At 40.3% G+C, this 24,490-nt stretch carries 22 protein-coding genes and 1 other annotated feature; all 22 genes read left to right on the top strand.

Annotation, left to right across the window (positions count from 1 at the left end; all coding sequences use genetic code 11):
• The first annotated feature begins 112 nt into the window (after positions 1-112).
• The 22 genes from rpmG to BQ5371_RS01985 all read left to right on the top strand — a co-directional run bounded on the left by rpmG (position 113) and on the right by BQ5371_RS01985 (position 24,473).
• A complete protein-coding gene (gene rpmG, locus BQ5371_RS02090) occupies positions 113-262 on the top strand; it encodes a 50S ribosomal protein L33 (protein WP_071132302.1) in 150 nt (49 codons plus the stop codon).
• A gap of 20 nt (positions 263-282) precedes the next feature.
• Positions 283-561, top strand: a complete 279-nt coding sequence (gene secE / locus BQ5371_RS02085) for a preprotein translocase subunit SecE (RefSeq protein ID WP_083377383.1) — start codon at positions 283-285, stop codon at positions 559-561.
• Positions 562-601: 40 nt separating this feature from the next.
• Entirely contained in the window at positions 602-1,198 is a 597-nt protein-coding gene (gene nusG / locus BQ5371_RS02080) for a transcription termination/antitermination protein NusG (protein ID WP_083377382.1), read from the top strand.
• Positions 1,199-1,214: 16 nt separating this feature from the next.
• Positions 1,215-1,640, top strand: a complete 426-nt coding sequence (gene rplK / locus BQ5371_RS02075; protein WP_071132301.1) for a 50S ribosomal protein L11 — start codon at positions 1,215-1,217, stop codon at positions 1,638-1,640.
• A gap of 44 nt (positions 1,641-1,684) precedes the next feature.
• The gene (rplA, locus tag BQ5371_RS02070; protein WP_071132300.1) at positions 1,685-2,377 is read left to right on the top strand and encodes a 50S ribosomal protein L1; all 693 of its coding nucleotides are present in this window, start codon (positions 1,685-1,687) and stop codon (positions 2,375-2,377) included.
• A 47-nt stretch (positions 2,378-2,424) separates the two neighbouring features.
• Positions 2,425-2,531 (top strand) — a sequence feature (ribosomal protein L10 leader region).
• A 56-nt stretch (positions 2,532-2,587) separates the two neighbouring features.
• Positions 2,588-3,103, top strand: coding sequence for a 50S ribosomal protein L10 (gene rplJ / locus BQ5371_RS02065; protein WP_071132299.1), 516 nt, complete (start codon positions 2,588-2,590; stop codon positions 3,101-3,103).
• Between the two features lie 43 nt (positions 3,104-3,146).
• On the top strand, positions 3,147-3,512 hold the full coding sequence (gene rplL / locus BQ5371_RS02060; RefSeq protein WP_071132298.1) for a 50S ribosomal protein L7/L12: 366 nt from the start codon (positions 3,147-3,149) through the stop codon (positions 3,510-3,512).
• 302 nt (positions 3,513-3,814) lie between these two features.
• Positions 3,815-7,642, top strand: a complete 3,828-nt coding sequence (gene rpoB, locus BQ5371_RS02055; protein ID WP_071132297.1) for a DNA-directed RNA polymerase subunit beta — start codon at positions 3,815-3,817, stop codon at positions 7,640-7,642.
• 18 nt (positions 7,643-7,660) lie between these two features.
• Positions 7,661-11,356, top strand: coding sequence for a DNA-directed RNA polymerase subunit beta' (gene rpoC / locus BQ5371_RS02050; protein ID WP_083377381.1), 3,696 nt, complete (start codon positions 7,661-7,663; stop codon positions 11,354-11,356).
• Positions 11,357-11,431: 75 nt separating this feature from the next.
• The gene (rpsL, locus tag BQ5371_RS02045; RefSeq protein WP_071132296.1) at positions 11,432-11,848 is read left to right on the top strand and encodes a 30S ribosomal protein S12; all 417 of its coding nucleotides are present in this window, start codon (positions 11,432-11,434) and stop codon (positions 11,846-11,848) included.
• A gap of 94 nt (positions 11,849-11,942) precedes the next feature.
• Positions 11,943-12,413, top strand: coding sequence for a 30S ribosomal protein S7 (rpsG, locus tag BQ5371_RS02040; RefSeq protein ID WP_071132295.1), 471 nt, complete (start codon positions 11,943-11,945; stop codon positions 12,411-12,413).
• Positions 12,414-12,429: 16 nt separating this feature from the next.
• A complete protein-coding gene (gene fusA, locus BQ5371_RS02035) occupies positions 12,430-14,496 on the top strand; it encodes an elongation factor G (protein ID WP_071132294.1) in 2,067 nt (688 codons plus the stop codon).
• Positions 14,497-14,517: 21 nt separating this feature from the next.
• Positions 14,518-15,711, top strand: a complete 1,194-nt coding sequence (gene tuf, locus BQ5371_RS02030) for an elongation factor Tu (RefSeq protein ID WP_071132293.1) — start codon at positions 14,518-14,520, stop codon at positions 15,709-15,711.
• 159 nt (positions 15,712-15,870) lie between these two features.
• Complete coding sequence (locus BQ5371_RS02025) at positions 15,871-16,272, top strand: RrF2 family transcriptional regulator (protein WP_071132292.1); 402 nt, start codon at positions 15,871-15,873, stop codon at positions 16,270-16,272.
• A 110-nt stretch (positions 16,273-16,382) separates the two neighbouring features.
• Positions 16,383-18,266, top strand: coding sequence for an anaerobic carbon-monoxide dehydrogenase catalytic subunit (gene cooS / locus BQ5371_RS02020; protein ID WP_071132291.1), 1,884 nt, complete (start codon positions 16,383-16,385; stop codon positions 18,264-18,266).
• A gap of 11 nt (positions 18,267-18,277) precedes the next feature.
• Positions 18,278-18,748 carry a 4Fe-4S dicluster domain-containing protein gene (locus tag BQ5371_RS02015; RefSeq protein ID WP_071132290.1) on the top strand — a complete coding sequence of 157 codons (471 nt, stop codon included), beginning with the start codon at positions 18,278-18,280 and terminating at the stop codon, positions 18,746-18,748.
• Positions 18,749-18,750: 2 nt separating this feature from the next.
• Positions 18,751-20,025 (top strand): NAD(P)/FAD-dependent oxidoreductase, encoded by a 1,275-nt coding sequence (locus BQ5371_RS02010; RefSeq protein WP_071132289.1) that lies wholly within the window; start codon positions 18,751-18,753, stop codon positions 20,023-20,025.
• A gap of 303 nt (positions 20,026-20,328) precedes the next feature.
• Positions 20,329-21,447, top strand: coding sequence for a G5 domain-containing protein (locus BQ5371_RS02005; protein WP_071132288.1), 1,119 nt, complete (start codon positions 20,329-20,331; stop codon positions 21,445-21,447).
• A 10-nt stretch (positions 21,448-21,457) separates the two neighbouring features.
• Positions 21,458-21,766, top strand: coding sequence for a thioredoxin (trxA, locus tag BQ5371_RS02000; RefSeq protein WP_071132287.1), 309 nt, complete (start codon positions 21,458-21,460; stop codon positions 21,764-21,766).
• Between the two features lie 100 nt (positions 21,767-21,866).
• Positions 21,867-22,811, top strand: coding sequence for an energy-coupling factor transporter ATPase (locus BQ5371_RS01995; protein ID WP_135354780.1), 945 nt, complete (start codon positions 21,867-21,869; stop codon positions 22,809-22,811).
• Positions 22,811-23,665: an energy-coupling factor transporter ATPase gene (locus BQ5371_RS01990; protein ID WP_071132286.1), complete on the top strand. Its 855-nt coding sequence runs from the start codon at positions 22,811-22,813 to the stop codon at positions 23,663-23,665. Before BQ5371_RS01995 ends, BQ5371_RS01990 begins: the two co-directional genes overlap by 1 nt.
• Positions 23,658-24,473: an energy-coupling factor transporter transmembrane component T family protein gene (locus tag BQ5371_RS01985; protein ID WP_071132285.1), complete on the top strand. Its 816-nt coding sequence runs from the start codon at positions 23,658-23,660 to the stop codon at positions 24,471-24,473. Before BQ5371_RS01990 ends, BQ5371_RS01985 begins: the two co-directional genes overlap by 8 nt.
• Positions 24,474-24,490: the final 17 nt, after the last annotated feature.

Below are 24,490 nucleotides of genomic sequence, written 5' to 3'. Positions count from 1 at the left end.
TTATACAGAGCGGTAGGTAAACCGCTCTGGATTTGAGTTAAATAAAGATATGCAAAAGATATGCAGGATATAACAATCAAGAATTGATAACTTTGAGTAGGAGGACGGAAGCGTGAGAACGAAGGTAACTCTGGCTTGTACTGAATGCAAGCAAAGGAACTACAACACAATGAAGAATAAGAAGAATACACCGGACAGAATTGAACTAATGAAATATTGCAAATTCTGTGGCAAGGAAACTCTTCATAAGGAAACTAAATAATTTTAATACTGGAGTAAACAATGGCAAATAAGAACAGGAATACTGCTAAGGGAAAGCAGAAACAAGTTAATAGAAAGGCTACACAAAATGCTTCTACATCTGGGAAAAAGGGATTTCTCAATTTCTTTAAGGGTGTAAAGCAGGAACTTAGCAAGGTTGTATGGCCTACAAGAGATGAACTCGTTACGGATACAATTGCAGTATTTGTTGCAGTAGGAATATTTGCAGTTGCTTTTTGGCTTATCGATACGGGCTTCCTCGCAGCACTAAAACATCTGCTTGGAATAACATTATCATAATTCGCTGACCCTATTATCCCGCGTGAGAAGGAGGTCACTAATGACGGATATAAATGAAAAAGAAAAAGATATAAGTGCATCTCTATCACCACTTGAGGGTGAGGGTCTTAGAGGTGATGGAACTCCTAAGTGGTATGTAGTTCATACTTATTCCGGATATGAGAATAAAGTTAAGACCAACATCGACAAGATGGTTGAATATAGAGGGATGCAAGATCAGATTCTCGAAGTAAACATTCCGACCGAAGAAAGAATTGAAATTAATTCCGAGGGTCAGAAAAAAGTTAAGACGAGAAAGCTCTATCCCGGTTATGTTGTAATAAAGATGATAGTGAATAACGAAACTTGGTACCTCGTCAGAAATACTGAAGGCGTTACAGGTTTTGTCGGTCACGGTTCTAACCCTATCCCACTTACAAAAGAAGAAGTGGTAAGAATGGGAGTAGAGAAAATGCGTATAGATATTGATGTAGAGATTGGCGACGCTATAAGGATTATAGGCGGGCCATTTGAAGGTCAAGTAGGCATTGTTGAAGAAATCAATCCCGAGAAGCAAATTGTTAAGGCAAAGGTTTCGATGTTCGGGAGAGATACACCGGTGGAGTTAGAATTTCCACAGGTGAACAAAATAATATAGAAAGGAGAGAATTTGTATGGCGAAAAAGATTGAAGGATATATCAAGCTACAGATTCCTGCTGGAGCAGCAACACCTGCACCACCTGTAGGTCCTGCACTTGGTCAGCACGGTGTGAACATCATGGATTTTTGCAAGCAGTTCAATGCAAAGACTTCAGATCAGAGTGGACTTACAATTCCGGTAGTCATAACTGTTTATGCTGACAGATCATTTTCATTCATATGCAAGACGCCACCTGCACCGGTTCTTATTAAGAAAGCGGCAGGCATAGACAAGGCTTCCGGTGAACCTAACAAGAACAAGGTTGCATCGATAACACTTGCACAGGTTGAAGAGATTGCAAAGACAAAGATGCCTGATTTAAACGCAGCATCAATTGAGTCAGCTATGAACCTTATAAAGGGTACAGCAAGAAGCATGGGAATTACTGTAGAAGAATAATCTGGTGGGAGGCATATGCCGGTTGAACCACAAGGAGGATATTAATGAAAAGAAGCAAAAGGTATAATCTTGCGGCAGAAAAGCGTGAAAAGTCTGAAGCATATGACATCACAGAAGCCGTAAAGAAAGTAAAAGAGATGTCCGGTGCAAAATTTGATGAAAGCGTTGAACTTCACATAAGACTGGGCGTTGACGGAAGACACGCAGACCAGCAGGTTAGAGGAGCTATCGTTCTTCCACATGGAACAGGAAAGACAAAGAAAGTCCTCGTATTTGCAAAGGGGCCTAAGGCAGATGAAGCATCTGAGGCAGGTGCGGACTATGTTGGGGCTGAGGACATGGCAGAGAAGATTCAGAAAGAGAATTGGTTTGAGTTCGACTCAGTAATAGCAACACCAGATATGATGGGCGTTGTTGGTAGACTTGGTAGAGTTCTCGGACCTAAGGGACTCATGCCTAACCCTAAGGCAGGAACGGTTACAATGGATGTTGCAAAAGCCATTGAGGAAGTTAAAGCAGGAAAGGTTGAGTACAGACTCGATAAAGCAAACATCATTCATGTAACAGTTGGAAAAAGCTCATTTGAAGAAGCAAAGCTTGTTGAGAACATCAATACAATCATCTCAGCAATCGCTAAAGCTAAGCCAGCAGCTGCAAAGGGACAATATTTTAGAAGTGTAACAATGGCTTCTACAATGGGACCTGGAGTTAAGCTGAATGTTGCATCATTCGTATAGAATAGAAGATCAAATAAGCTTAGACGATTTGAAAAAATCAAATAATTAAAGAATATGAATACTAACCTAAGACAGCGGGTGCATTAGCTTAATATCCCGCCGAGGTACAATATATAATACCTCGCTGTCCTTAGCGAGGTTTTTGTACCTACTCCATCTTGTGGAGAAAGAACGAAGATAATGGATTAAAAATCCAAGAAAGGAGAATATATGTCTGTAGAAGCAAAGAAAGCAAAACAGGCTGTCATAGACGAAATCAGAGCTAATTTTGACAAGTCTGTGTCAATTGTTGCCGTAGACTATCTTGGCATCACAGTATCTCAGGCTGATGAACTTCGTAAACAGCTTAGAGAATCAGATGTTAAGTTCAAAGTTTACAAAAATTCGCTTGTAAAGAGAGCTATCGAAGGGACTGAATATGAAGGACTTGTAGATGTCCTAAAGGGTTCAAGTGCATTTGCTCTAAGCGAAGATGATGCGACGGCAGGACCAAGAATCATCAAAAAAGCTATAAAGGACTTTGAGAAAATGGAGTTCAAGGGCGGATTTGTTGAAGGTAAGGTCTATGATAAGGCTGGAGTAGAAGCTCTTGCTGATATTCCATCAAGAGAAGAACTCATTGCACGCTTCCTTGGAAGCGTACAGGCACCTATTTCAAAGGTTGTCAGAACATTCAAGGCTATTGCCGACAATATGCCTGAATCAGAAGCTGTAGCAAATGATTAATCACAAAACTACTAATAAATAAAAATAATAAAAGGAGATAGAAATGGATAAAGATAAGATAATTGAAGCCCTAAAGGCTATGTCCCTAACTGAGCTAAACGAGCTTGTAAAAGCTTGCGAAGAAGAATTTGGAGTATCTGCAGCAGCAGCTGTAGTTGCAGCACCTGCAGGAGCTGCTGAAGGCGGTTCAGAAGAGAAGAGCGAATACAATGTACTTCTCAAGGAAATCGGCGGAGAAAAGATTAAGGTTATCAAGGCTGTAAGAGAAGCTACAGGTCTTGGTCTTAAAGAAGCAAAGGCTCTTGTTGACGGAGCACCTAGCGTAGTTAAGGAAAATGTTGAGGCTGAAGAAGCTAAGAAGCTTAAGGAAGCTCTCGAAGCGGTTGGAGCAGTTGCTGAGCTTCAATAATATAAATGTGAGTCATCAGAAAATTGGGCTCTTTTAAGCGGGCCCAATTTTCTGCTATACGCATTTTGCAGTTTTTTCAGGGTGAAAACAATATCCGGCAAATAGTACTATGATAGATATGATAGAACCTAAGCATAAAATTAAATATGAAATATAGAATATTGAAAAAAGTGTAAAGTGCATAAAGAAAGACAAGATAGACAAAGCAATACAAAAATATAAAAATAAAGACAATTAAAAGATTGTTAATAGATGATAAGTTTTTACATTAAGAAATAAGATTTATGATATAAGGAGACAAGATGCCAAAACCAATTAAAGTAGGTAGAAAAGAAAGAATGTCTTATGGCAAGCTCGATGAAGTATGCGAGATGCCGAACCTTATAGACATACAGACCAAATCATATAAATGGTTTATGGAAGAGGGACTTCAAGAGGTACTTGACGATGTATCTCCAATCAAAGATGCTACAAATACGATGTCCCTTGAATTTGTAAAATATTCATTTGCAGATAAGCCTAAGTATACTCAGGAAGAGTGCAAGGAAAGAGATGCAACATATGCGACCTCCCTTACAGTATACGCAAATCTCATAAAAAATGATACGAATGTTCAGCTTCAGGAACCCGTATTCATGGGAGACTTCCCATTGATGACAGAGCAGGGAACATTTATTTACAACGGAGCAGAAAGAGCTGTAGTCACTCAGCTTGTTCGCTCTCCGGGACCATATTATGATGTTACAAAGGATAAATCGAATAATGACCTTTTCTCATCACAGATAATCCCAAGCAGGGGTGCATGGCTAGAGTATGAAACAGATGCTTCCGGAGTAATCAATGTAAGAGTTGATAGGACTAGAAAGCTTCCTATAACTGCTTTTCTAAGAGCTCTAGGTTTTAGCACGAATAAGGACATAATAGAAATGTTCGGTGCGGACCAGAGGCTTATGACGACCTTTGAAAAAGACACGACGACAGATAGCGATGCAGGAGTTCAGGAGATTTATAGAAGGCTTAGACCGGGAGAACTTCCATCTGTTGATAATGCAAGGTCTATGCTCAATTCTCTGTTGTTTGACCCTAAGAGATATGATTTGGCAAAGGTAGGAAGATATAAATATAATAAAAAGCTCGGAATACATAATAGACTTATAAATGCAATAGCTGCAGAAGATGTCCTCGATCCTAATACGGGTGAGATTATAGTTGAAGAAGGACAGAAAATTGACAGAAAGACGGCTATGACCATTGAGGACGCAGGAGTCGTTTATGTATTTGTAAATGGAAAAAAAGATGACAACGAAAATGATACAACAAAGGTAATAGGAAACAATTTCGTTGACCCATCGAAGTATGTGGATTTCGATTTAACTCCATACAAGCTCTCTGAGAAGGTTTTTTATCCTGTGCTTAAGGATATACTTGATAATTCTGAAAACGAAGAAGAAATCAAGGTAGCCTTTGCTAAGCGTAGAGATGAGCTTTCTCCAAAGAGCATTATACTTGAGGACATAATTGCATCAGTCAGCTATCTTCTCAACTTAAACTTTGGACTTGGAGAGGTTGATGACATCGACCACCTTGGAAATCGTAGACTCAGGACTGTTGGAGAGCTTCTCCAGAACCAGTTCAGAATTGGATTTGCAAGAATGGAAAGGTCAGTAAGAGAGAGGATGACAACAGACAGTGCAACTCCTCAGCAGCTTATAAACATCAAGCCGGTAACTGCAGCCGTGAGAGAATTTTTCGGAAGTTCACAGTTATCGCAGTTCATGGATCAGAATAATCCACTTGCAGAATTAACGCATAAGAGAAGATTGTCTGCACTTGGACCGGGCGGTCTTTCAAGAGAAAGGGCAGGATTTGAGGTAAGAGATATTCACTATTCTCACTATGGAAGAATGTGCCCTGTTGAAACACCTGAAGGTCCTAACATCGGTCTTATAGGCTCGTTGACAACATATGGAATTATAAATAACTATGGTTTTATTGAAACGCCTTATAGAAAGGTTGACAAGGAAACAGGAATTGTAACAGAACAGGTTGATTATCTATCTGCAGATGATGAAGAACTGATGATAGTTGCTCAAGCTAATGAGCCTCTTGATTCTGAGGGTCGTTTCCTAAATAATAAAGTCGGAGTAAGAGGAATCCATGGAGAGATAACCATGGTTAGCCGTGATAAGGTTGATTACAGAGATGTCAGCCCTAAGCAGGTTGTATCGGTAGCTACAGCGATGATTCCTTTCCTCGAAAATGACGATGCTAACCGTGCACTCATGGGTTCTAATATGCAGAGGCAGGCAGTTCCGCTTCTCATAACAGAAGCTCCTTATGTTGGAACAGGTATCGAGTATAGGGCAGCCTGCGACTCAGGTGCAGTTGTTCTTGCAAAACACTCAGGCGTTGTAAAATATGTAGATGCCAAGAATATAAAGATAGAAAGAGATGAGGATGGAATTGTTGATGAATACAAGATGCTTAAATTCCAAAGGTCAAATCAAGGCACCTGCATCAACCAAAGACCTATCGTCTCGGAGGGAGAGCACATCGAGGCGAAAGAGGTAATTGCTGATGGCCCGTCAACAGACCTCGGAGAAATCTCTCTCGGTAAAAACCTGCTCATCGGATTTATGACATGGGAAGGATACAATTACGAAGACGCCATTATTCTAAATGAAAGACTTGTAATGGATGATGTTTTGACATCTTTACATATAGAAAAATATGAGTGCGACGCTAGAGATACAAAACTTGGAAAAGAAACTATAACAAGGGATATTCCTAATGTAAGCGAAGAAGCATTAAAAGAGCTTGATGAGGACGGCATAGTAAGAGTAGGAGCAGAGGTTAAGTCCACAGATATTCTTGTCGGAAAGCTGACACCTAAGAGCGATACAGACCCTTCAGCAGAGATTAGGATTCTCCGTGCTATCTTCGGAGATAAGGCTAGAGAGGTTAGAGATACCTCGCTTAGAGTTCCACATGGTGAAGAGGGAATTGTAGTTGCAAGGCAGGTATTCGATAAGAAAGGCGGAGATTCTGAGCTTCCACCAGGTGTTGAAAAGGTAGTAAGAGTATATATTGCTACTAAGCGTAAGATAACTGTCGGAGATAAGATGTCTGGTAGACATGGTAATAAGGGTGTAATATCAAGAATTTTACCTGAGGAGGATATGCCATTTAAGGAAGATGGAGAGCCATTACAGGTAATGCTTAACCCACTCGGTATTCCGTCAAGAATGAATGTAGGACAGGTACTCGAAGTGCACCTAGGACTTGCTGCTAAAACAAAGGGTTGGTATATCTCAACTCCGGTATTCGACGGAGCTAATGAAAACGATGTAATGGATCTTCTTGAGGACTGCGGTTATCCTAAGACAGGAAAACTAAGGCTTAGAGATGGCCGTACAGGAGAATATTTCCACAATGAAGTAACGGTTGGATATATGTATATGCTGAAACTTCACCATCTTGTAGATGATAAGATTCATGCTAGAAGTACGGGTCCTTATTCACTGGTAACCCAGCAACCTCTAGGAGGTAAGGCTCAGTTCGGTGGACAGAGATTTGGAGAGATGGAAGTATGGGCACTTGAGGCATATGGTGCAGCATACACACTTCAGGAAATTCTAACAGTTAAGTCTGACGATATAGTTGGAAGAGTTAACACATATGAAGCCATTGTTAAGGGGAATAATATACCTGAACCTGGCATTCCAGAATCATTTAAGGTTCTCATCAAAGAGCTTCAAGCCCTTGCACTTGACATCAGGGTTATGTCACAGGACAATAAGGAAATTAAGTTAAAGGAAACTTCTGAATATGAGAATATATCGACCGTAGATCGCATGATAAATGATGATGCGAGAAAATCCGAGATGGAAGAGATGGAAGATGAGATCGATATGCCAAAGAGCGGAATTCAGAATCTTCTCGATGCGGTAAATTTCGGCTCAGATGATGAGGAAGATGAGGACGATGCAGCCGCAGAATTTGAAGCTAATGCAGCAAGAGATATTGAGGCATCGATAGATATTGATGATGAATTTGGTGCTGATGAAGCTATTGACTTAGACGACTTAGAAGAAATTGACGAAGCAGACTTTGCTTCAATTGATGACTAATTGAAAGGGAGGAAAATAATGAGCAAAAGCGTGAATTATGATTTAGGAAATTTTGAATCCCTGCAGATTAAGTTAGCTTCTACAGAGAAAATGCTTGAATGGTCACATGGTGAAGTAACTAAGCCTGAAACCATTAACTACAGGAGTTTAAAACCTGAGCGTGACGGTCTTTTCTGCGAGAGAATATTTGGACCTACAAAGGACTGGACATGTTCATGCGGAAAGTATAATAAAATTCGCTTCAAAGGCATGGTATGTCCTGTATGTGGAGTAGAGGTCACAAGGGCAAAGGTAAGAAGAGAAAGAATGGGGCACATCAAGCTCGCATCTCCTGTCTCTCATATCTGGTATTTCAAGGGAATACCGTCGAGAATAGGTCTAGTGCTTGATATGACACCAAAGAATCTTGAAAGAATACTATATTTTGCTTCTTATGTTGTCACAGACCCTGGAGATACACCTTTTAAATACAAGGAGATAATCGAAGAGAATAAATATATAGAAGCTAAGATGCTTTATGGAAAGAGCTTCAAAGCTGGAATGGGTGCAGAGGCAATCAAGGAATTGCTAACCCATGTTGATACAGATGAACTCGAAACTCAGCTTAGAGAAGAACTTGAAAAGGCAAAGGGTCAGACGAAAGCAAGACTTGTAAAAAGACTTGAAGTAATCGAAGCTTTAAGACAGAGCGGGAACAAGCCTGAGTATATGATACTCGATGTAATTCCTGTTATACCACCTGATTTAAGACCTATGGTTCAGCTCGATGGCGGTAGATTTGCAACTTCTGATTTGAACGACTTGTATAGGAGAGTTATCAACAGAAATAATAGATTAAAGAAGCTTATAGAGCTTGGAGCTCCTGACATAATCGTTAGGAATGAAAAGAGAATGCTTCAGGAATCGGTCGATTCGCTTATAGACAATGGTAGAAGAGGTAGAGCGGTAACAGGAGCAGCTGGAAGACAGCTAAAATCTCTTTCAGATATGCTTAAGGGAAAGCAGGGTAGATTCCGTCAGAATCTGCTAGGTAAGCGTGTCGATTACTCAGGAAGATCGGTTATTGTCGTAGGGCCGGAGTTGAAATTCTATCAGTGCGGACTTCCAAAGACCATGGCACTTGAGTTATTCAAGCCTTTTATCATGAAAGATCTTGTTGAAAAAGGTCATGCACAGAATATTAAGAGTGCAAAGAACATGGTTGAGAAGATGGCACCTGAGGTTTGGGATGCTCTTGATTATGTAATAAAGGACCATCCGGTTCTTCTCAACAGAGCACCAACCCTTCATAGGCTTGGAATACAGGCATTTGAGCCTGTGCTTGTAGAGGGCAAAGCTATCAAGCTTCACCCTCTAGTATGTACAGCCTTCAACGCCGATTTCGACGGAGACCAGATGGCTGTACATGTACCGCTATCGGTAGAAGCACAGGCGGAGGCAAGGTTCCTAATGCTGTCTGTGAATAATATTTTGGCACCTAAGGACGGTTCGCCTATTACAATTCCAACTCAGGATATGATACTTGGAACATACTACCTAACTCACCCAGGAAGTGAAGAGAGAAATAGACCTGATGAAAAGGGAGATGGCAAGTGCTTCGCTGACTTCGATGAGATGATGATGGCATATCAGAATGGCGTGGTAGGTATCCATGCAAAGGTTAAAGTCAGAAAGTTCATAGACGAAAATGACACAGAAGGACATCGAGTAGAGTCTACAGTTGGTAGATTTATTTTCAACCAAGGGCTTCCTCAGGACATGGGATTTGTCAATAGAAAGAAAGATCCATATGGTCTTGAAATTGATTTCCTCTGTGGCAAAAAACAGCTTGAGCAGATAATAGGAGCTTGCTTTAAAAAGCATGGCAATACAAAGACAGTGCTAATACTGGACTATGTAAAGAGCATGGGATATAAGTATTCCACACTTGCTGCGGTTACAATCAGCGTTTCGGACATGGTTGTTCCAGAAGAAAAATATACGATCGTAGAAGAGGCAGATAAGAGAGTAGATGAGATAGAGCATGAATATGCAAAGGGAACTCTGACAGATGAAAAGAGAAAAACCCTTGTACAGAAGACATGGGAGAGTGCGACAGCTAGAGTTTCAACAGCACTTATGAAATCCCTTGACTCTATGAACAATCTTAACATCATGGCGAAATCAGGAGCTAGAGGTAACGAAAGGCAGATTAGTCAGATAGGCGGAATGCGTGGACTTATGGCGAATGCTACAGGTCATGTCGTTGAGGTACCTGTTAAGGCTAACTTTAGAGAAGGTCTTTCGATTTTGGAATATTTCATATCTGCAAATGGTGCTCGTAAAGGTCTAGCTGATACAGCACTTAGAACAGCTGACTCAGGTTATTTGACAAGGCGTCTTGTCGATGTATCACACAGCGTAATAGTCACTGAAGACGACTGCGGAACTGATCAGGGAATAGCAATTTCTGCACTTCTTGACACAGATTCAGCAGAAGTTGGAAATGAAAGCATAATTGAGCACTTATCAGAAAGAATAAAGGGTAGATTTGCAGCTGAAGATGTAATAAATCCAAAAACTGGTAAGCTTCTATGTGCTAAAGACGAGGAGATAACAGACGATATTGCCGACGAAATCGAAGAAGTGGGTATTAAGACTGTTATGATAAGGTCTGTCATGACTTGTAATAGCAAGCGTGGCGTGTGTGCTAAGTGCTATGGTAGAAATCTGGCGACGGGAACTAAGGTTTTACCTGGAGAGGCAGTAGGAATTATCGCAGCACAATCGATCGGAGAACCGGGAACTCAGCTAACAATGAGAACTTTCCACACCGGAGGAGTAGCTGGAAATGATATAACATCAGGTCTTCCAAGGGTAGAGGAATTGTTTGAATCAAGAAATCCTAAGGGACTTGCTGATATTGTTGAACACGATGGTGTAATTCAAAGCATTGAGCATAGAGAAGATAATAGGACCTATGTGTTCGTAGATGAAGGGGATGGAAAAATCGAAGAATACAAGATTAGCTATGATAATTCAAAGCTCTTCAATAAAAAGGTCGGAGACAAGGTGTATGCGGGCAGGAATTTGACACCGGGACCTCTAAATCCGCAAGATATAATGAGGACACTCGGAGTTGATGGCGTATATCAATATCTTCTAAGCGAAGTTCAGAAAGTATATAAACAGCAGGGTGTAGACATCAATGATAAGCATATTGAAATGATAATAAGCCGTATGCTTTCAAAGTATAAGATCATCACATCAGGAGATACTGGACTTCTTCCTGGAAGCACTTATAGCAAATTTGAGATCGATAAGGCTAATGAGGAAGCAAGTAGCAAGGGACTTGAGCCTGCGACTTATAGCAGAGTTCTACTTGGAATTACAAAGGCTGCACTTGCAACAAGCTCATTCCTCTCAGCGGCATCATTCCAAGAGACGACAAGGGTGCTCACTGACGCCGCAATAAAAGGAAAGACAGATCATCTAATCGGACTCAAAGAGAATGTAATGATTGGCAAACTCATACCTGCAGGAACGGGTATGAAAACCTATAGAAATATCAGTGTCGACTACGGTGAGTATGAGAAATATATGAATGCTCCGCTAGGTTCTGAAGATAATCAGAATGGAGAAGAAGCATATCCGGAGTTGGCACCTAGGGCAGCAGTGGAATCAGCACCTAATAATGCAAATGAGATTGACATTGCTGGCGAGGGACTGATATAATTAATCGTTCGGGCCACCCCGAGGCAATGTCTTGGGGTGCTTGAAATATATATTAAATGAGAAAGGAGGAAAATAATGCCTACAATTAACCAACTGGTGCGTCAGAGCAGAACAAGATTAACACATAAGTCTACTTCACCTGCACTCAGCAAGAATACAAACACATTGAGAAGGGTTCAGACTACAGTTAATTCACCACAGAAGAGAGGCGTTTGCGTGGCAGTAAAGACTGTAACACCAAAGAAGCCTAATTCAGCTTTGCGTAAGGTAGCAAGGGTTCGTTTGACTAATGGTATTGAAGTATCAGCTTACATACCTGGTGTTGGACACAATCTTCAGGAGCACAGCGTTGTTCTTGTAAGAGGTGGAAGAGTTAAAGACCTTCCTGGTGTAAGATACCATATTGTAAGAGGAGTACTCGATGCTGCAGGAGTATCGGATCGTGGTCAAGCTAGATCCAAATATGGAGCAAAGAGACCAAAGAAGAAGTAATTTCGGGTAAATGCCCTTAATATAGATATATTAAGGCCCGCGTACGGTGTTAGAAACCGTTCGAGTACCCCAGAAGCACAAGGAGGGAAGAGAAGTGCCAAGAAAAGGTAATATACCAAAGAGAGAAGTACTTCCAGATCCGTTATACGGCAGTGTAACAGTTGCCAAGCTTATCAACAGCATCATGCTTGATGGTAAGAAAGGAATTGCCCAAGGAATTGTCTATGATGCCTTTGATACAATCAAAGAAAAGACAGGCAAGGAGGCAATGGAAGTATTTGAAGAGGCGATGAACAACATCATGCCTATTTTAGAAGTTAAAGCAAGAAGAATTGGTGGTGCGAATTACCAAGTGCCAATTGAAGTTAGACCGGAGAGAAGACAGACTCTAGCACTTAGATGGCTTACTAAGTATACAAGACTAAGAGGCGAGAGGACGATGTCAGAAAGACTTGCAGCAGAGCTTATGGATGCAGCAAATAATTCCGGAGCTTCTGTAAAGAAGAAGGAAGACACTCACAAGATGGCTGAAGCAAACAAGGCATTCGCACATTTCAGATGGTAGTCGGAAGGAGTTATAAATGGCTGGTAGAAGTTTTCCATTAGAGAGAACTAGAAATATCGGAATAATGGCTCATATTGACGCCGGCAAGACAACGACTACTGAGAGGATCCTATTTTATACAGGAAAAACTCACAAGATTGGTGAAACTCACGATGGTGCTGCAACCATGGATTTCATGGCTCAAGAACAGGAGCGTGGAATAACAATTACATCGGCTGCAACTACAGCACAGTGGAAGGATCATAGAATTAATATAATAGATACCCCAGGACATGTGGACTTTACCGTAGAGGTTGAGAGGTCACTTCGTGTACTAGACGGTGCTGTTATGGTTCTATCTGCAAAAGAGGGAGTTGAGCCACAGTCGGAGACAGTTTGGAGACAGGCTGAAAGATACAATGTTCCGAGAATAATTTTTGTAAACAAGATGGATGTACTGGGAGCTAATTTTTTCCATGTAATCGATACGATACAGGATAGGCTCAAGGTAAAACCAGTGCCAGTGCAGCTTCCAATCGGATCTGAGAATCAGTTTACAGGAATCATAGATTTATTAAAAATGAAGGCTGAGGTTTATAAAGACGATCTCGGCAAGGTAATAGAAGTAGAAGAAATTCCTGAGGATATGTTGGAAGAAGCTGAGGCTTGGAGAGATAAACTTCTCGAAGCTGTTGCAGATACAGATGAAGATCTTATGATGCTTTATCTAGAGGGAGAAGAGCTTCCAATTGAAGATGTAAAGAAAGCTCTTAGAAAGGCTACAATCGCTGGAGAGCTGTTCCCAATGTTCTGTGGCTCTGCATATAAGAACAAAGGAGTTCAGATGTTGCTCGATGGTGTAGTTGAGTATATGCCTTCACCACTAGACATACCTGCTATTAGCGGAGTAACTCCTGATACCGAAGAACCTGACGAAAGAAAGGCATCGGACAAGGAGCCATTCTCAGCACTTGCATTCAAGATTGTTGCAGATCCATATGTAGGAAAGCTCGCATTCTTTAGAGTATATTCCGGAGTTCTAACCACAGGCTCATATGTGTACAATGCGACAAAGGGCAAGAGGGAGAGGATTGGAAGAATTTTACAAATGCACGCTAACCATAGACAGGAAATAGACAAGGTGTACTCTGGTGACATAGCGGCAGCTGTAGGATTAAAGACAACTACAACAGGAGATACGCTCTGTGATGAGGATAATCCAATTATCCTTGAATCAATGGATTTCCCAGATCCTGTAATAGAAATTGCTATAGAGCCTAAGACCAAGGCAGGACAGGAAAAGATGGGAATAGCCTTAAATAAGCTCGCAGAAGAGGACCCTACTTTTAAGACTTATACAAATAGAGATACAGGGCAGACGATAATTGCAGGAATGGGAGAGCTACACCTCGAGATTATCGTTGATAGACTTCTAAGAGAATTTAAGGTTGAAGCAAATGTTGGAAAACCACAGGTATCATACAAAGAAACGATTACCAAGGGCGTTGATGTAGATCATAAGTATGCAAAGCAGTCCGGTGGTCATGGTCAGTATGGTCATGTTAAGATTAAGGTATATCCAACGGAGGCAGGTTCCGGATTTGAATTTAAGGATTCAATCACAGGTGGTGCTATTCCTAAGGAATACATTCCAAAAATTCAGGAAGGTATCATTGAGGCAATGCAGACAGGACCTGTTGCAGGCTATCAAGTAGTAGATGTGGGCGTTGAACTATATGACGGTTCATATCACGAAGTTGACTCATCTGATATGGCATTTAAGATTGCTGCATCGATGGCATTTAGAGAAGCAGTTCTCAAGGCAAATCCAGTCCTTCTTGAACCTATATTCAAGGTTGAGGTAACCGTTCCTGAAAATCACATGGGTGATATTATAGGAGATATAAGCTCAAGGAGAGGTAAGATTGAGGGAACTGACATGAACAATGGAGTTGTAAATGTCAGAGGACTTGTTCCTCTTTCAGAGATGTTCGGATATGCGACAGACCTGCGTTCTAAGACACAGGGTAGAGGAACATATGTTATGCAGATGGATCATTTTGACAAGATGCCTGAAAGCATTCAAGAGAAAATTGCAAAATAAATATAATCTAGGAGGGAAAAAATGGCAAAGGAGAAATTTGAAAGGACCAAACCGCATATTAATATCGGTACAATAGGACATGTAGACCACGGAAAGACAACGCTAACAGCGGCAATCACAAAGGTACTACACAATAGATATGGAATGGGAGCAGATGTAGCCTTCGACCAGATAGACAAGGCACCAGAAGAGAAGGCAAGAGGAATCACGATTTCATCATCCCATGTAGAGTATGAAACACCAAATAGACACTATGCACATGTAGACTGCCCAGGACACGCAGACTATGTAAAGAACATGATAACAGGAGCAGCACAGATGGACGGAGCAATCCTAGTATGTGCAGCAACAGATGGACCAATGCCACAGACAAGAGAGCACATTCTCTTATCAAGACAGGTAGGAGTACCATATATAATCGTATTCCTAAATAAGTGCGACATGGTAGATGACGAGGAGCTACTCGACCTAGTAGAGATGGAAGTAAGAGAGCTACTAGATGAGTACGAGTTCCCAGGAGATGACACACCAATCATCAGAGGATCAGCCCTAAAGGCACTAGAAGATCCAGCAGGCGAGTGGGGAGACAAGGTAGTAGAGCTAATGGAAGCAGTAGACTCATACATACCAGAGCCAGAAAGAGATAATGACAAGCCATTCCTAATGCCAGTAGAGGATGTATTCTCAATAACAGGAAGAGGAACAGTAGCAACAGGAAGAGTAGAGAGAGGAACACTCGAAGTAGGCGAAGAGGTAGAACTAGTCGGACTCACAGAAGAAAAGAGGAAGGTAGTAGTAACCGGAGTAGAGATGTTCAAGAAGACATTGGACAAGGCAGAGACAGGAGATAACATCGGAGCACTACTAAGAGGAGTGCAGAGAGATGAGATCGAAAGAGGACAGGTACTTGCAGCAAAGGGAACAATCCAGCCACATACAAAGTTCAAGGGACAGGTATATGTACTAAAGAAGGAAGAAGGCGGAAGACACACACCATTCTTCAATGGATATAGACCACAGTTCTACTTCAGAACAACAGATGTAACAGGAGATCTAAAGTTACCAGAAGGAACAGAGATGTGCATGCCAGGAGATAATGTAGTAATGGACATCAGACTGATAACTCCAATAGCAATAGAAGAAGGACTAAGATTTGCTATAAGAGAGGGAGGAAGAACAGTAGGATCAGGAGTAGTAACAGAGATTATCGAATAATCTGATACGAATCATTAGATGAATTAGCTACAAAAGATACGAGAAATTTATACGAAAAGAGCCGAAAAAAATTCGGCTCTTTTTTCTTGACTAAGCTGGTACAATATGTTAATCTGCATTTGAAAAGAAGGTATAATAAATTATTGAGATAGAGGATAAATGCTTTTTAACAGAGAAACAGATTATGCAATAAGGGTTATAAGGAACTTATCAACAGATCAGCCAAAGAGTATAAGCAGTATCGTTAAGAATGAATACATCTCAGAAGCGATTGCTTATAAGGTGTCGAGAAAGCTTGAGAAAGGTGGGCTCATAATAGGAGTTAGAGGAAGCAACGGAGGATATAAGCTTGTAAGACCTTTGAGTGAGATTACACTTTATGACATTTATAGGATAATGGAGCCTAATTCATATGTTAGTGAATGTCTAAGAGGTAACTCACACTGCCCAAATAATGAAGTGAACACACCCTGCATGGTCCATGCTGAATTTGCAAGAATTCAGGATGATCTCTTTAAGAACCTAAATAGCAGGTCAATTGCCGATATTCTTAATAATTAGATCTATGATGTAATGTTTTAATAATTTTAAATTTTTATTTTTTTTAATCATTAACTATACCTAATTAGTAAAGTATATTTAATGATGATGATTAAGGAGGGTTGAAAAAAATGGAACAATGCTATGGTTGTAACACTTGCAAAAGTGCAGACAAAAAGCTCGAAGGATTCATTCGTTCACTACCTATGGAAACTTCTCATCACAGAGTTGAAACGCAGGATACAAAGTGCGGATTCGGACTTCAGGGCGTATGCTGCAGACTTTGTTCTAATGGTCCATGCAGGATAACACCAGAGTCGCCAAAGGGAATATGCGGTGCTAATGCTGACACTATAGTAGTCAGAAATTTTCTCCGTGCGGTTGGTGCTGGAAGCGGTTGCTACATTCATGTAGTTGAAAATACTGCAAGAAATCTAAGAGATACAGCAAGAGCACATGGAGAGCTTAAAGGAGCTGAATCACTCAATCATCTCGCAGAAATCTTTAGAATTAGCGAAGAAGATCAGTATAAAAAGGCAGAAGCTGTTGCAAATGCCGTACTTACTGATTTGTACAAGCCAGAATATGTACAAGCTGAGCTAGTTGAGAAGGTAGGATATGAGCCTAGAGTAGAGCTTTGGAAAAAGCTTGGAATTATGCCAGGCGGTGCTAAGTCTGAGGTTTTTAAGAGCGTGGTAAAGTGCTCAACAAATCTTAATTCAGATCCTGTTAATATGCTCCTTGACTGCTTGAAGCTTGGAATTTCAACAGGTATTTACGGTCTTACACTTACAAACCTTTTGAACGATGTACTTCTTGGACAGCCTGAGATTCGCATGGCTCCAGTTGGAATGAATGTAATAGATCCAGATTATATAAACATCATGATTACCGGTCACCAGCACACAATCTTTGTTGACCTTCAGGAAAAGCTCGTTTCAGATAAAGCAATAGAAATGGCAAAGGCTGTTGGTGCAAAGGGATTCAAGCTTGTTGGATGTACTTGCGTAGGTCAGGATTTACAGCTTAGAGGAGCACATTACACAGATATATTTGATGGTCACGCAGGAAATAATTACACAAGTGAGGCAATTTTAGCAACTGGAGCAATTGACGCAGTACTTTCAGAGTTCAACTGCACTCTACCTGGAATTGAGCCAATCTGTGACGAGCTAAAGATAAAGCAGATATGTCTAGATGATGTAGCAAAGAAAGCTAATGCAGAATTAATTCCTTTTGATTTTGAAAATAGAGAGGAACAGAGCTTTGTTATTATCGAAAAGATTATTGAGGCATATAAAGAAAGACGCGGTAATGTGAAAATGAGGCTTCAGCCTGAGCATGGGTTTACAAATTCACTCACGGGAGTTAGCGAGGGTTCTCTCAAAAACTTCCTAGGCGGCAGCTGGAAACCTCTTATTGATTTAATTATTTCAGGTGACATCAAGGGTATTGCAGGCGTTGTAGGTTGTTCAAATCTCACAGCAGGCGGTCATGATATTCTAACTGTAGAATTGACAAAAGAGTTAATCGCTAAGGATATAATAGTTCTCACTGCAGGTTGTTCGTCTGGTGGTATTGAAAACTGCGGACTAATGGAGCCTGAGGCTGCTAAATATGCAGGTCCAAAGCTAAGAGCTGTATGCGAGAAGCTGGGCATTCCACCAGTCCTTAACTTCGGTCCATGTCTTGCTATAGGTAGACTTGAGATAGTTGCAACAGAGATAGCAAGAGATCTCGGAGTTGACCTACCTCAGCTTCCTCTAGTTCTTTCTGCTGCTCAGTGGCTCGAAGAGCAGGCACTTGCTGACGGTTGCTTCGGTCTAGCTCTAGGTCTTCCACTTCATCTCGGCTTGCCACCATTTATCACGGGAAGTCCGGTTGCTGTAAAAGTTTTGACAGAAGATATGAAAGAAATTACCGGAGGTCAGGTAATAATAGATGATGATGCAAAATCTTCCGCAGATACACTTGAACAAATAATCCTAGAGAAGCGTAAAGCACTTAACATATAGGAGGTGATCGTATGAAGAGGATTTTCATAGATGCGTCGAAGTGTGATGGCTGTAAGAATTGCAGTATTGCGTGTATGCAGGCACATAGAGATGATGTTGATCAAAATGGAGAGCATAAGTGGTCAGACTTGTATGACCTAGATCTTACAGACATAAAGAATGAATCAAGAAATCATATCGTTAAAGACAAGGATGGAAATTACAAGCCTATCTTCTGTAGACACTGCGATGAACCGGAATGTGTAATGGCTTGTATGAGCGGAGCTTTACAAAAAAATCCGGAGACGGGTCATGTTGAATATGACGAATCGAGATGTGCATCTTGTTTTATGTGTATAATGAGCTGTCCATATGGAGTTCTAAAACCGGATACAGCAGAGCATAGAGTTCTAATAAAATGCGATTTTTGCGGAGAAAGAGAAGACGGTCCAAGATGTGTTGCTGCATGTCCTAAGAAGGCAATTTATGTAGAGGAGGTGTAGTGATGAAACATGTAATTATTGGCGGTGGAGCTGCAGGTATTAAGGCTGCAGAGCAAATTCGCTCCCTCGAGAAAGACTCTAAGATAACAATCATAATGGAAGATATGAATATTCACTCAAGATGTATGCTACATAAATATCTTTCCGGAGAGAGAAATACCGAAGAGATGTCATTCTTACCAAAGGAAATGGAAGATGAACTAAATATCGAGTTTTTTAGAGGATATACGATTTCTTCTGTAGATACTGATAGGAAATTAGTTAAGATTTTCCCGCTAAAAGACCAAGCTGATGATGTAAAAGCTAAGGAAGAAATGGAAGATGTTAGCTATGACAAGCTTCTCATTGCAACAGGCTCGAACGGTTTTATTCCTCCTGCACCTGGGCTAAGGGAAGCCAAGAATGTTCACTGCTTTAGACATCTTAGAGAAGCCGAGATAATCAGAGAAAAGGCAAAGGATTCAGAAAATATTGCAATCATAGGTGCAGGTCTTGTTGGAATCGACGCAGCATATGGAATGCTTGAGCGTGGCAAGAAAGTTACCGTGATAGACATGGCAGTTTCGATAATTCCTATGCAATTATGTAAAAAAGCCGGAGATATGTATCAGAAGCTTTTTGAAGATGACGGCTGTAAATTCGAGCTTGGCAGAAAAGTTAGCGATACAAAGATGGATTCTGATGGCAATATCACAGCAATAATTTTGGATAATGGGACAGAAGTTAAGTGCGACCTTGTAATAGCAGCTGCGGGAGAGCGTGCAGCGATAAGATTCCTCGAGGGTAGCTCCATAAAAATAAACAGATTTATAGAAGTGGACGATCACATGAGGACGAATGTAAAGGATATTTTCGCTGCAGGAAATGCTACAGGACTTTCTGGTACATGGCCTAATGCGAAAAAACAGGCTGAGGTTGCAGCATATAATATGTGCGGATTTGACAAAACATATGATGACACCTATGCTATGAAAAACACCATGAACTTCTACGGTCTTGCAACACTTTCACTTGGAAGTGGCAAGGAAGAAGAAGGTGACAGGATTATCGAGCAACAGGACTCTTTCGGATATAGAAAAGCGATAATTAGAAATGGCGTCCTAGACAGCGTTGTCCTTCAGGGTAAAAATCTCAACTATGCCGGAGTATATCAACATATCATAAAAAACAAGATTAATATTGAAGATATAATTAAAGATGATGAAAACAAGGTGTTCAAGCTTTCGTTTGCAGATTTTTATGATACCGACGATAGAGGGCAGTATGTATACGCGTAAAAGCAGTATGAAGTAGCATAAAATAAGATGAAATAAATAATTAATTGATGTATAATAATCGCAGTGGTTAAGATGTTTAAAATCTAATCATTGCGATTATTTATAAGAACTATGACGAGCTAGACGAGCTATGATAATGAAAAGGAGACACGGAGATGACAATAAAAAAATCAATTATAGCTATATTAACAGCTATATTGCTAGCTTTTACGACCATGGGGGGGGTCATTTGCCTTTGCTGAAGTTGCTCCAACTAGAGCACCGCAAGCTAATAAAGAGATTACGGTCGGTATTAACTGGTCAATGGGAATAAATCAGCGTTATTATAACACTGCTAACGATGGCAAAAATGTTAATATCAAGTATGTAATATTTCTAAGGGGTAAAAATAAGGCAAATGGTGAAGTTGAAGCTTTCCCAACAGAAGTACAGTCTGTAAATGTAACTATTGGTACAAATAGCACATTCACTATTCCTCTCGGCGAGGAAGTTAGGTCGGCAAATGGTAAAACATATATTGAAGCAAAGCCTATATCAGCGGCAGAGATAATATTTGATGAGGAAAATTATATATATGTACATAGAATTAGACATAATGTCAAAAAACCATATCGCTTTGATCTAGATATTAGCCAGAATATGAATACAAATGTAAGCACAAGTATAAAGAAAGATGCAATTATTCTTGACAAGCACAAGGATAATATAAAAATTAAATACAATGTTGAGCAGGCTGAGGAAGGTGGAAAAGTAACAAACCCACTTAAACTAAGAAATGGTCAGCCAATAGAGCACATCGGACAGTTTGTAGACGGAGAGAAGCTTCCTTTATATAGAAAAAGCAACTCTTTTAGAAGAGCTCTACAGGGCAATGTAACTTGGATGTATGTATCTATTAATGGCGAACCTCTAAGAAGATATGCAACATATAAGCTAGTAGCAAGCTTTGATGGGGATAATAAGGCAGAACTTGAGAAATATTATACTCTAACTGTAACGGGCGACGATGAAAAGGGATGGAATCTTGAGCTAGGTTCAAAGATTAAGTCGAAGAAAGATCAAAAGGTCGAGAAAAAGCCTTTTAAGACTATCTATAAAGACGACCCAAATATGCTCGTAGGGAAGACAAAGAAAGAAGTGAAGGGAGTAATCGGAAAGAAGATTACAGAGATAGAAACTCTATATGTCACAGATGATGCAGGAAATGAAGAAATAATAGAAACAAAAGAAAATATAATTTCAGACACTGAACCTGTTAATGAGGTTATTGTAAGAGGTACTAAAAGCCCTGAAAGCATGAAAGATGATAATAAAAAGCCAGCGACATCCGATTCAGAAATGCTTTACACATCAATATTCTTCGTAATCGCATCAGTAGCTGCAATATATGTAGCAAGTTCAAAAAGAAAAGAAGATAAGTAGGAGGATTTAAATGGAAGTTATTAAGCTAACAAAAGAAAATTTTGAAAATGAAGTTAAAAAGTCAGACAAGCCTATACTTGTTGATTTCTATGCAGATTGGTGCGGGCCATGCCAGATGCAGGGACCTATAGTTGAAAAGCTTGCAAAGGAGAATGACAGCTTCAAGGTTGGCAAGGTTAATGTTGATGAACAGCAGGAGCTTGCTATGGAATATGGAGTAATGAGCATACCAACTCTAATGGTTGTAAAAAATGGCGAAATTACATATAAAGAAACAGGAGTTTTGCAGGAGAATGCAATTCTCGACCTGATGAAGTAAATTTTAGATAAAAAGCGACAGCTAGTGCGAGCTTATTTAGCCTCACGGCTGTCGCTCTTTTATTGCATAAATTTAAAACATAATATATAATAATTCGGCTATGGCTTTTATAGAAATAAGAGATGTAACATTTGAATATAAGATGGCTACGGAAAACTCCGACGGTGCAGGTAGCAAGAGCAATGTAGGCAAGAGTGATACAGGCAAAGCAGGCAGTGCAGGCAATCAAGGTAAGACGGGCAACATAACCGAGGTAGTAGGAAAAGCTCTTGACGGCGTCAGCCTCGACATAGAAAAAGGCGAATTTATTTCAATCGTCGGTAGAAATGGCTCAGGCAAATCAACTCTAGCAAAGACCATCAATGGAATTTTTATGCCGTCGCATGGAACTGTCAGCGTAGACGGAATGTTAACAAGCGAGAGGGAGAAAATTTTCGATATAAGGTCTAAGGTTGCCATGGTATTTCAGAATCCAGACAATCAGATTGTATCATCAATTGTCGAAGATGATATAGCTTTTGGACCGGAAAACCTTGGGATTCCACCTGTAGAAATAAGAAAGAGGGTAGACCTTGCTTTAAAGGCGGTAGATATGTATGAGCATAGGACTAAGGCTCCTCACACTCTTTCGGGTGGGCAAAAACAGAGGATAGCCATTGCGGGAGCTATAGCTATGATGCCGGAGTGCATTGTATTTGACGAGCCTACAGCCATGCTTGACCCTATGGGAAGAACAAAGGTACTTGAAATTATTAAGAATCTAAATTCAAAAGGGATAACCGTGATCTTGATAACTCATTTCATGGAAGAAGCAACCCAAGCGGATAGAATCGTGGTAATGGATAGGGGCAAAATCTGTAAAGACCTAACCCCTAAAGAGCTTTTTTCAGATTCAGCTTCGGTTATAGCTTCAGGCCTTGAGTTACCAATAGTAGCACAGCTTGCTAGAAGGCTAAGAGAACGGGGAATAGACCTCGAGCAAGGCATCTTAACGAGCGATGAATTTGCAAAATCAATTATTTCTCTATCAACGAGGAGAGATTGATGTATATACAGGTAAAAAATCTAAATTATACATATTCAAAAGACTTTCCAAACCAGACAAAGGCTCTAGATGATGTCAGTTTTGGCATAGAAAAAAATAGCATTTTGGGAGTCGCCGGTCACACCGGCTCAGGCAAATCTACACTTCTTCAAATGCTCAATGGCTTGCTTAGACCTGACGATGGAGAAATATTCATAGGTGAGGACTGCATTACAGAAAAGGATTTTCCCCTTGTTAATATAAGAAAAAAGGTGGGATTGGTGTTCCAATATCCGGAGTACCAGCTTTTTGAAGAAACTGTAAGAAAAGATGTAATATACGGACCCAAAAACCTAGGAATAGAAGATGAGAAAGAGCTTGAAGAAATAGCAAGGGATGCTATAAGCAAGGTAGGGCTCGACTATGAAATGATAAAGGATAGGTCGCCATTTGAACTATCCGGAGGTCAAAAGAGGAGAGTTGCCATTGCGGGCGTCATTGCGATGAAGCCGGAAGTCCTCATACTTGATGAGCCTACTGCAGGGCTTGATCCGGAATCTAGGCACGAACTAATCAATATGATTCAAAATATTCAGAAAAATGAGAATATAATTTTGATTTTTGTATCTCATAATATGAATGACATTGCAAAACTTGCTGACAAGATGATAGTGCTTGACAGGGGAAAAATTGCAATGGAAGGGACGCCGAGAGAAGTTTTTGAAAAAAAAGATGAACTTAACAGCATAGGGCTTGGTGTTCCAAAGGTGACTGAGATTATGCACAGGATTTCAGAAGAAATAGAAGGGGTAAAAACCGATGTGCTCACTCTTGATGAAGCTCTTGAAGAAATAGCGAGGGTCTTAAATGATTAGGGATATAACATTAGGTCAGTATTTTCCAGCGGAATCAAAGGTCCATGAGCTCGATGCAAGAACGAAGATTATAATAACTTTTTTATATATAATTGAAACTTTTGTTGTAAATAATTTTCTAGGATTTTTAGTTTTGGCTATAGGTCTTGCGATAGTAATAGGAATATCTCATGTCCCACCTAAATTTATTTTCAGAGGTTTAAAGGTAATTATTGTAATTATTATTTTCACCTTTGTCTTAAATATGTTTATGATGGACGGCAGGGTGCTTTGGCACTGGAAATTTTTGACGATTACTTATGAGGGTCTATATAGGGCATTCTTTGTTGCACTTAGACTGATACTTCTAATTATTGGAACTTCAATGCTTACGCTTTCAACGAAGCCCATTGAACTTACGGACGGATTTGAAAAACTCTTGTCACCGCTGTCAAAGGTAGGTGTACCAAGCGGAGAAATCGCTCTCATGATGAGCATAGCACTTAGATTTATTCCGACCCTTATGGAAGAAACGGATAAGATAATAAAGGCACAGCAGGCGAGAGGTGCAGACTTTGAGTCGGGAAATATAATAAAGAGAGCAAAAAGCCTTATTCCAATTCTAATTCCGCTTTTTATAAGCTCATTTAGGATTGCACAGGACCTAGCACTTGCGATGGAAGCTAGATGCTACCACGGAGGGAAAAGCAGAACTAGGATGAATCAGATTGCATTTAAAAAGGTAGATTTGATAGCTGCGATAATCGTGCTTATATTTTTCACCTTAGCCACGATGACGAGATTTATTGACATTTGGCATTTTGCATAAAAATTGATTTGCAAAAA

The sequence above is a fragment of the Alterileibacterium massiliense genome, from assembly GCF_900104645.1.
GTDB lineage: Bacteria > Bacillota > Clostridia > Peptostreptococcales > Anaerovoracaceae > Alterileibacterium > Alterileibacterium massiliense.
This window is presented reverse-complemented; position numbering and strand designations above follow the sequence as displayed.

What these genes read in the sequence shown, in the direction of transcription:
- secE (WP_083377383.1), top strand. Translation starts at nt 283, where the DNA reads ATGGCAAATAAGAACAGGAATACTGCTAAGGGAAAGCAGAAACAAGTT.
- nusG (WP_083377382.1), top strand. Translation starts at nt 602, where the DNA reads ATGACGGATATAAATGAAAAAGAAAAAGATATAAGTGCATCTCTATCA.
- rplK (WP_071132301.1), top strand. Translation starts at nt 1,215, where the DNA reads ATGGCGAAAAAGATTGAAGGATATATCAAGCTACAGATTCCTGCTGGA.
- rplA (WP_071132300.1), top strand. Translation starts at nt 1,685, where the DNA reads ATGAAAAGAAGCAAAAGGTATAATCTTGCGGCAGAAAAGCGTGAAAAG.
- rplJ (WP_071132299.1), top strand. Translation starts at nt 2,588, where the DNA reads ATGTCTGTAGAAGCAAAGAAAGCAAAACAGGCTGTCATAGACGAAATC.
- rplL (WP_071132298.1), top strand. Translation starts at nt 3,147, where the DNA reads ATGGATAAAGATAAGATAATTGAAGCCCTAAAGGCTATGTCCCTAACT.
- rpoB (WP_071132297.1), top strand. Translation starts at nt 3,815, where the DNA reads ATGCCAAAACCAATTAAAGTAGGTAGAAAAGAAAGAATGTCTTATGGC.
- rpoC (WP_083377381.1), top strand. Translation starts at nt 7,661, where the DNA reads ATGAGCAAAAGCGTGAATTATGATTTAGGAAATTTTGAATCCCTGCAG.
- rpsL (WP_071132296.1), top strand. Translation starts at nt 11,432, where the DNA reads ATGCCTACAATTAACCAACTGGTGCGTCAGAGCAGAACAAGATTAACA.
- fusA (WP_071132294.1), top strand. Translation starts at nt 12,430, where the DNA reads ATGGCTGGTAGAAGTTTTCCATTAGAGAGAACTAGAAATATCGGAATA.
- tuf (WP_071132293.1), top strand. Translation starts at nt 14,518, where the DNA reads ATGGCAAAGGAGAAATTTGAAAGGACCAAACCGCATATTAATATCGGT.
- BQ5371_RS02025 (WP_071132292.1), top strand. Translation starts at nt 15,871, where the DNA reads ATGCTTTTTAACAGAGAAACAGATTATGCAATAAGGGTTATAAGGAAC.
- cooS (WP_071132291.1), top strand. Translation starts at nt 16,383, where the DNA reads ATGGAACAATGCTATGGTTGTAACACTTGCAAAAGTGCAGACAAAAAG.
- BQ5371_RS02015 (WP_071132290.1), top strand. Translation starts at nt 18,278, where the DNA reads ATGAAGAGGATTTTCATAGATGCGTCGAAGTGTGATGGCTGTAAGAAT.
- BQ5371_RS02010 (WP_071132289.1), top strand. Translation starts at nt 18,751, where the DNA reads ATGAAACATGTAATTATTGGCGGTGGAGCTGCAGGTATTAAGGCTGCA.
- BQ5371_RS02005 (WP_071132288.1), top strand. Translation starts at nt 20,329, where the DNA reads ATGGGAATAAATCAGCGTTATTATAACACTGCTAACGATGGCAAAAAT.
- trxA (WP_071132287.1), top strand. Translation starts at nt 21,458, where the DNA reads ATGGAAGTTATTAAGCTAACAAAAGAAAATTTTGAAAATGAAGTTAAA.
- BQ5371_RS01995 (WP_135354780.1), top strand. Translation starts at nt 21,867, where the DNA reads ATGGCTTTTATAGAAATAAGAGATGTAACATTTGAATATAAGATGGCT.
- BQ5371_RS01990 (WP_071132286.1), top strand. Translation starts at nt 22,811, where the DNA reads ATGTATATACAGGTAAAAAATCTAAATTATACATATTCAAAAGACTTT.
- BQ5371_RS01985 (WP_071132285.1), top strand. Translation starts at nt 23,658, where the DNA reads ATGATTAGGGATATAACATTAGGTCAGTATTTTCCAGCGGAATCAAAG.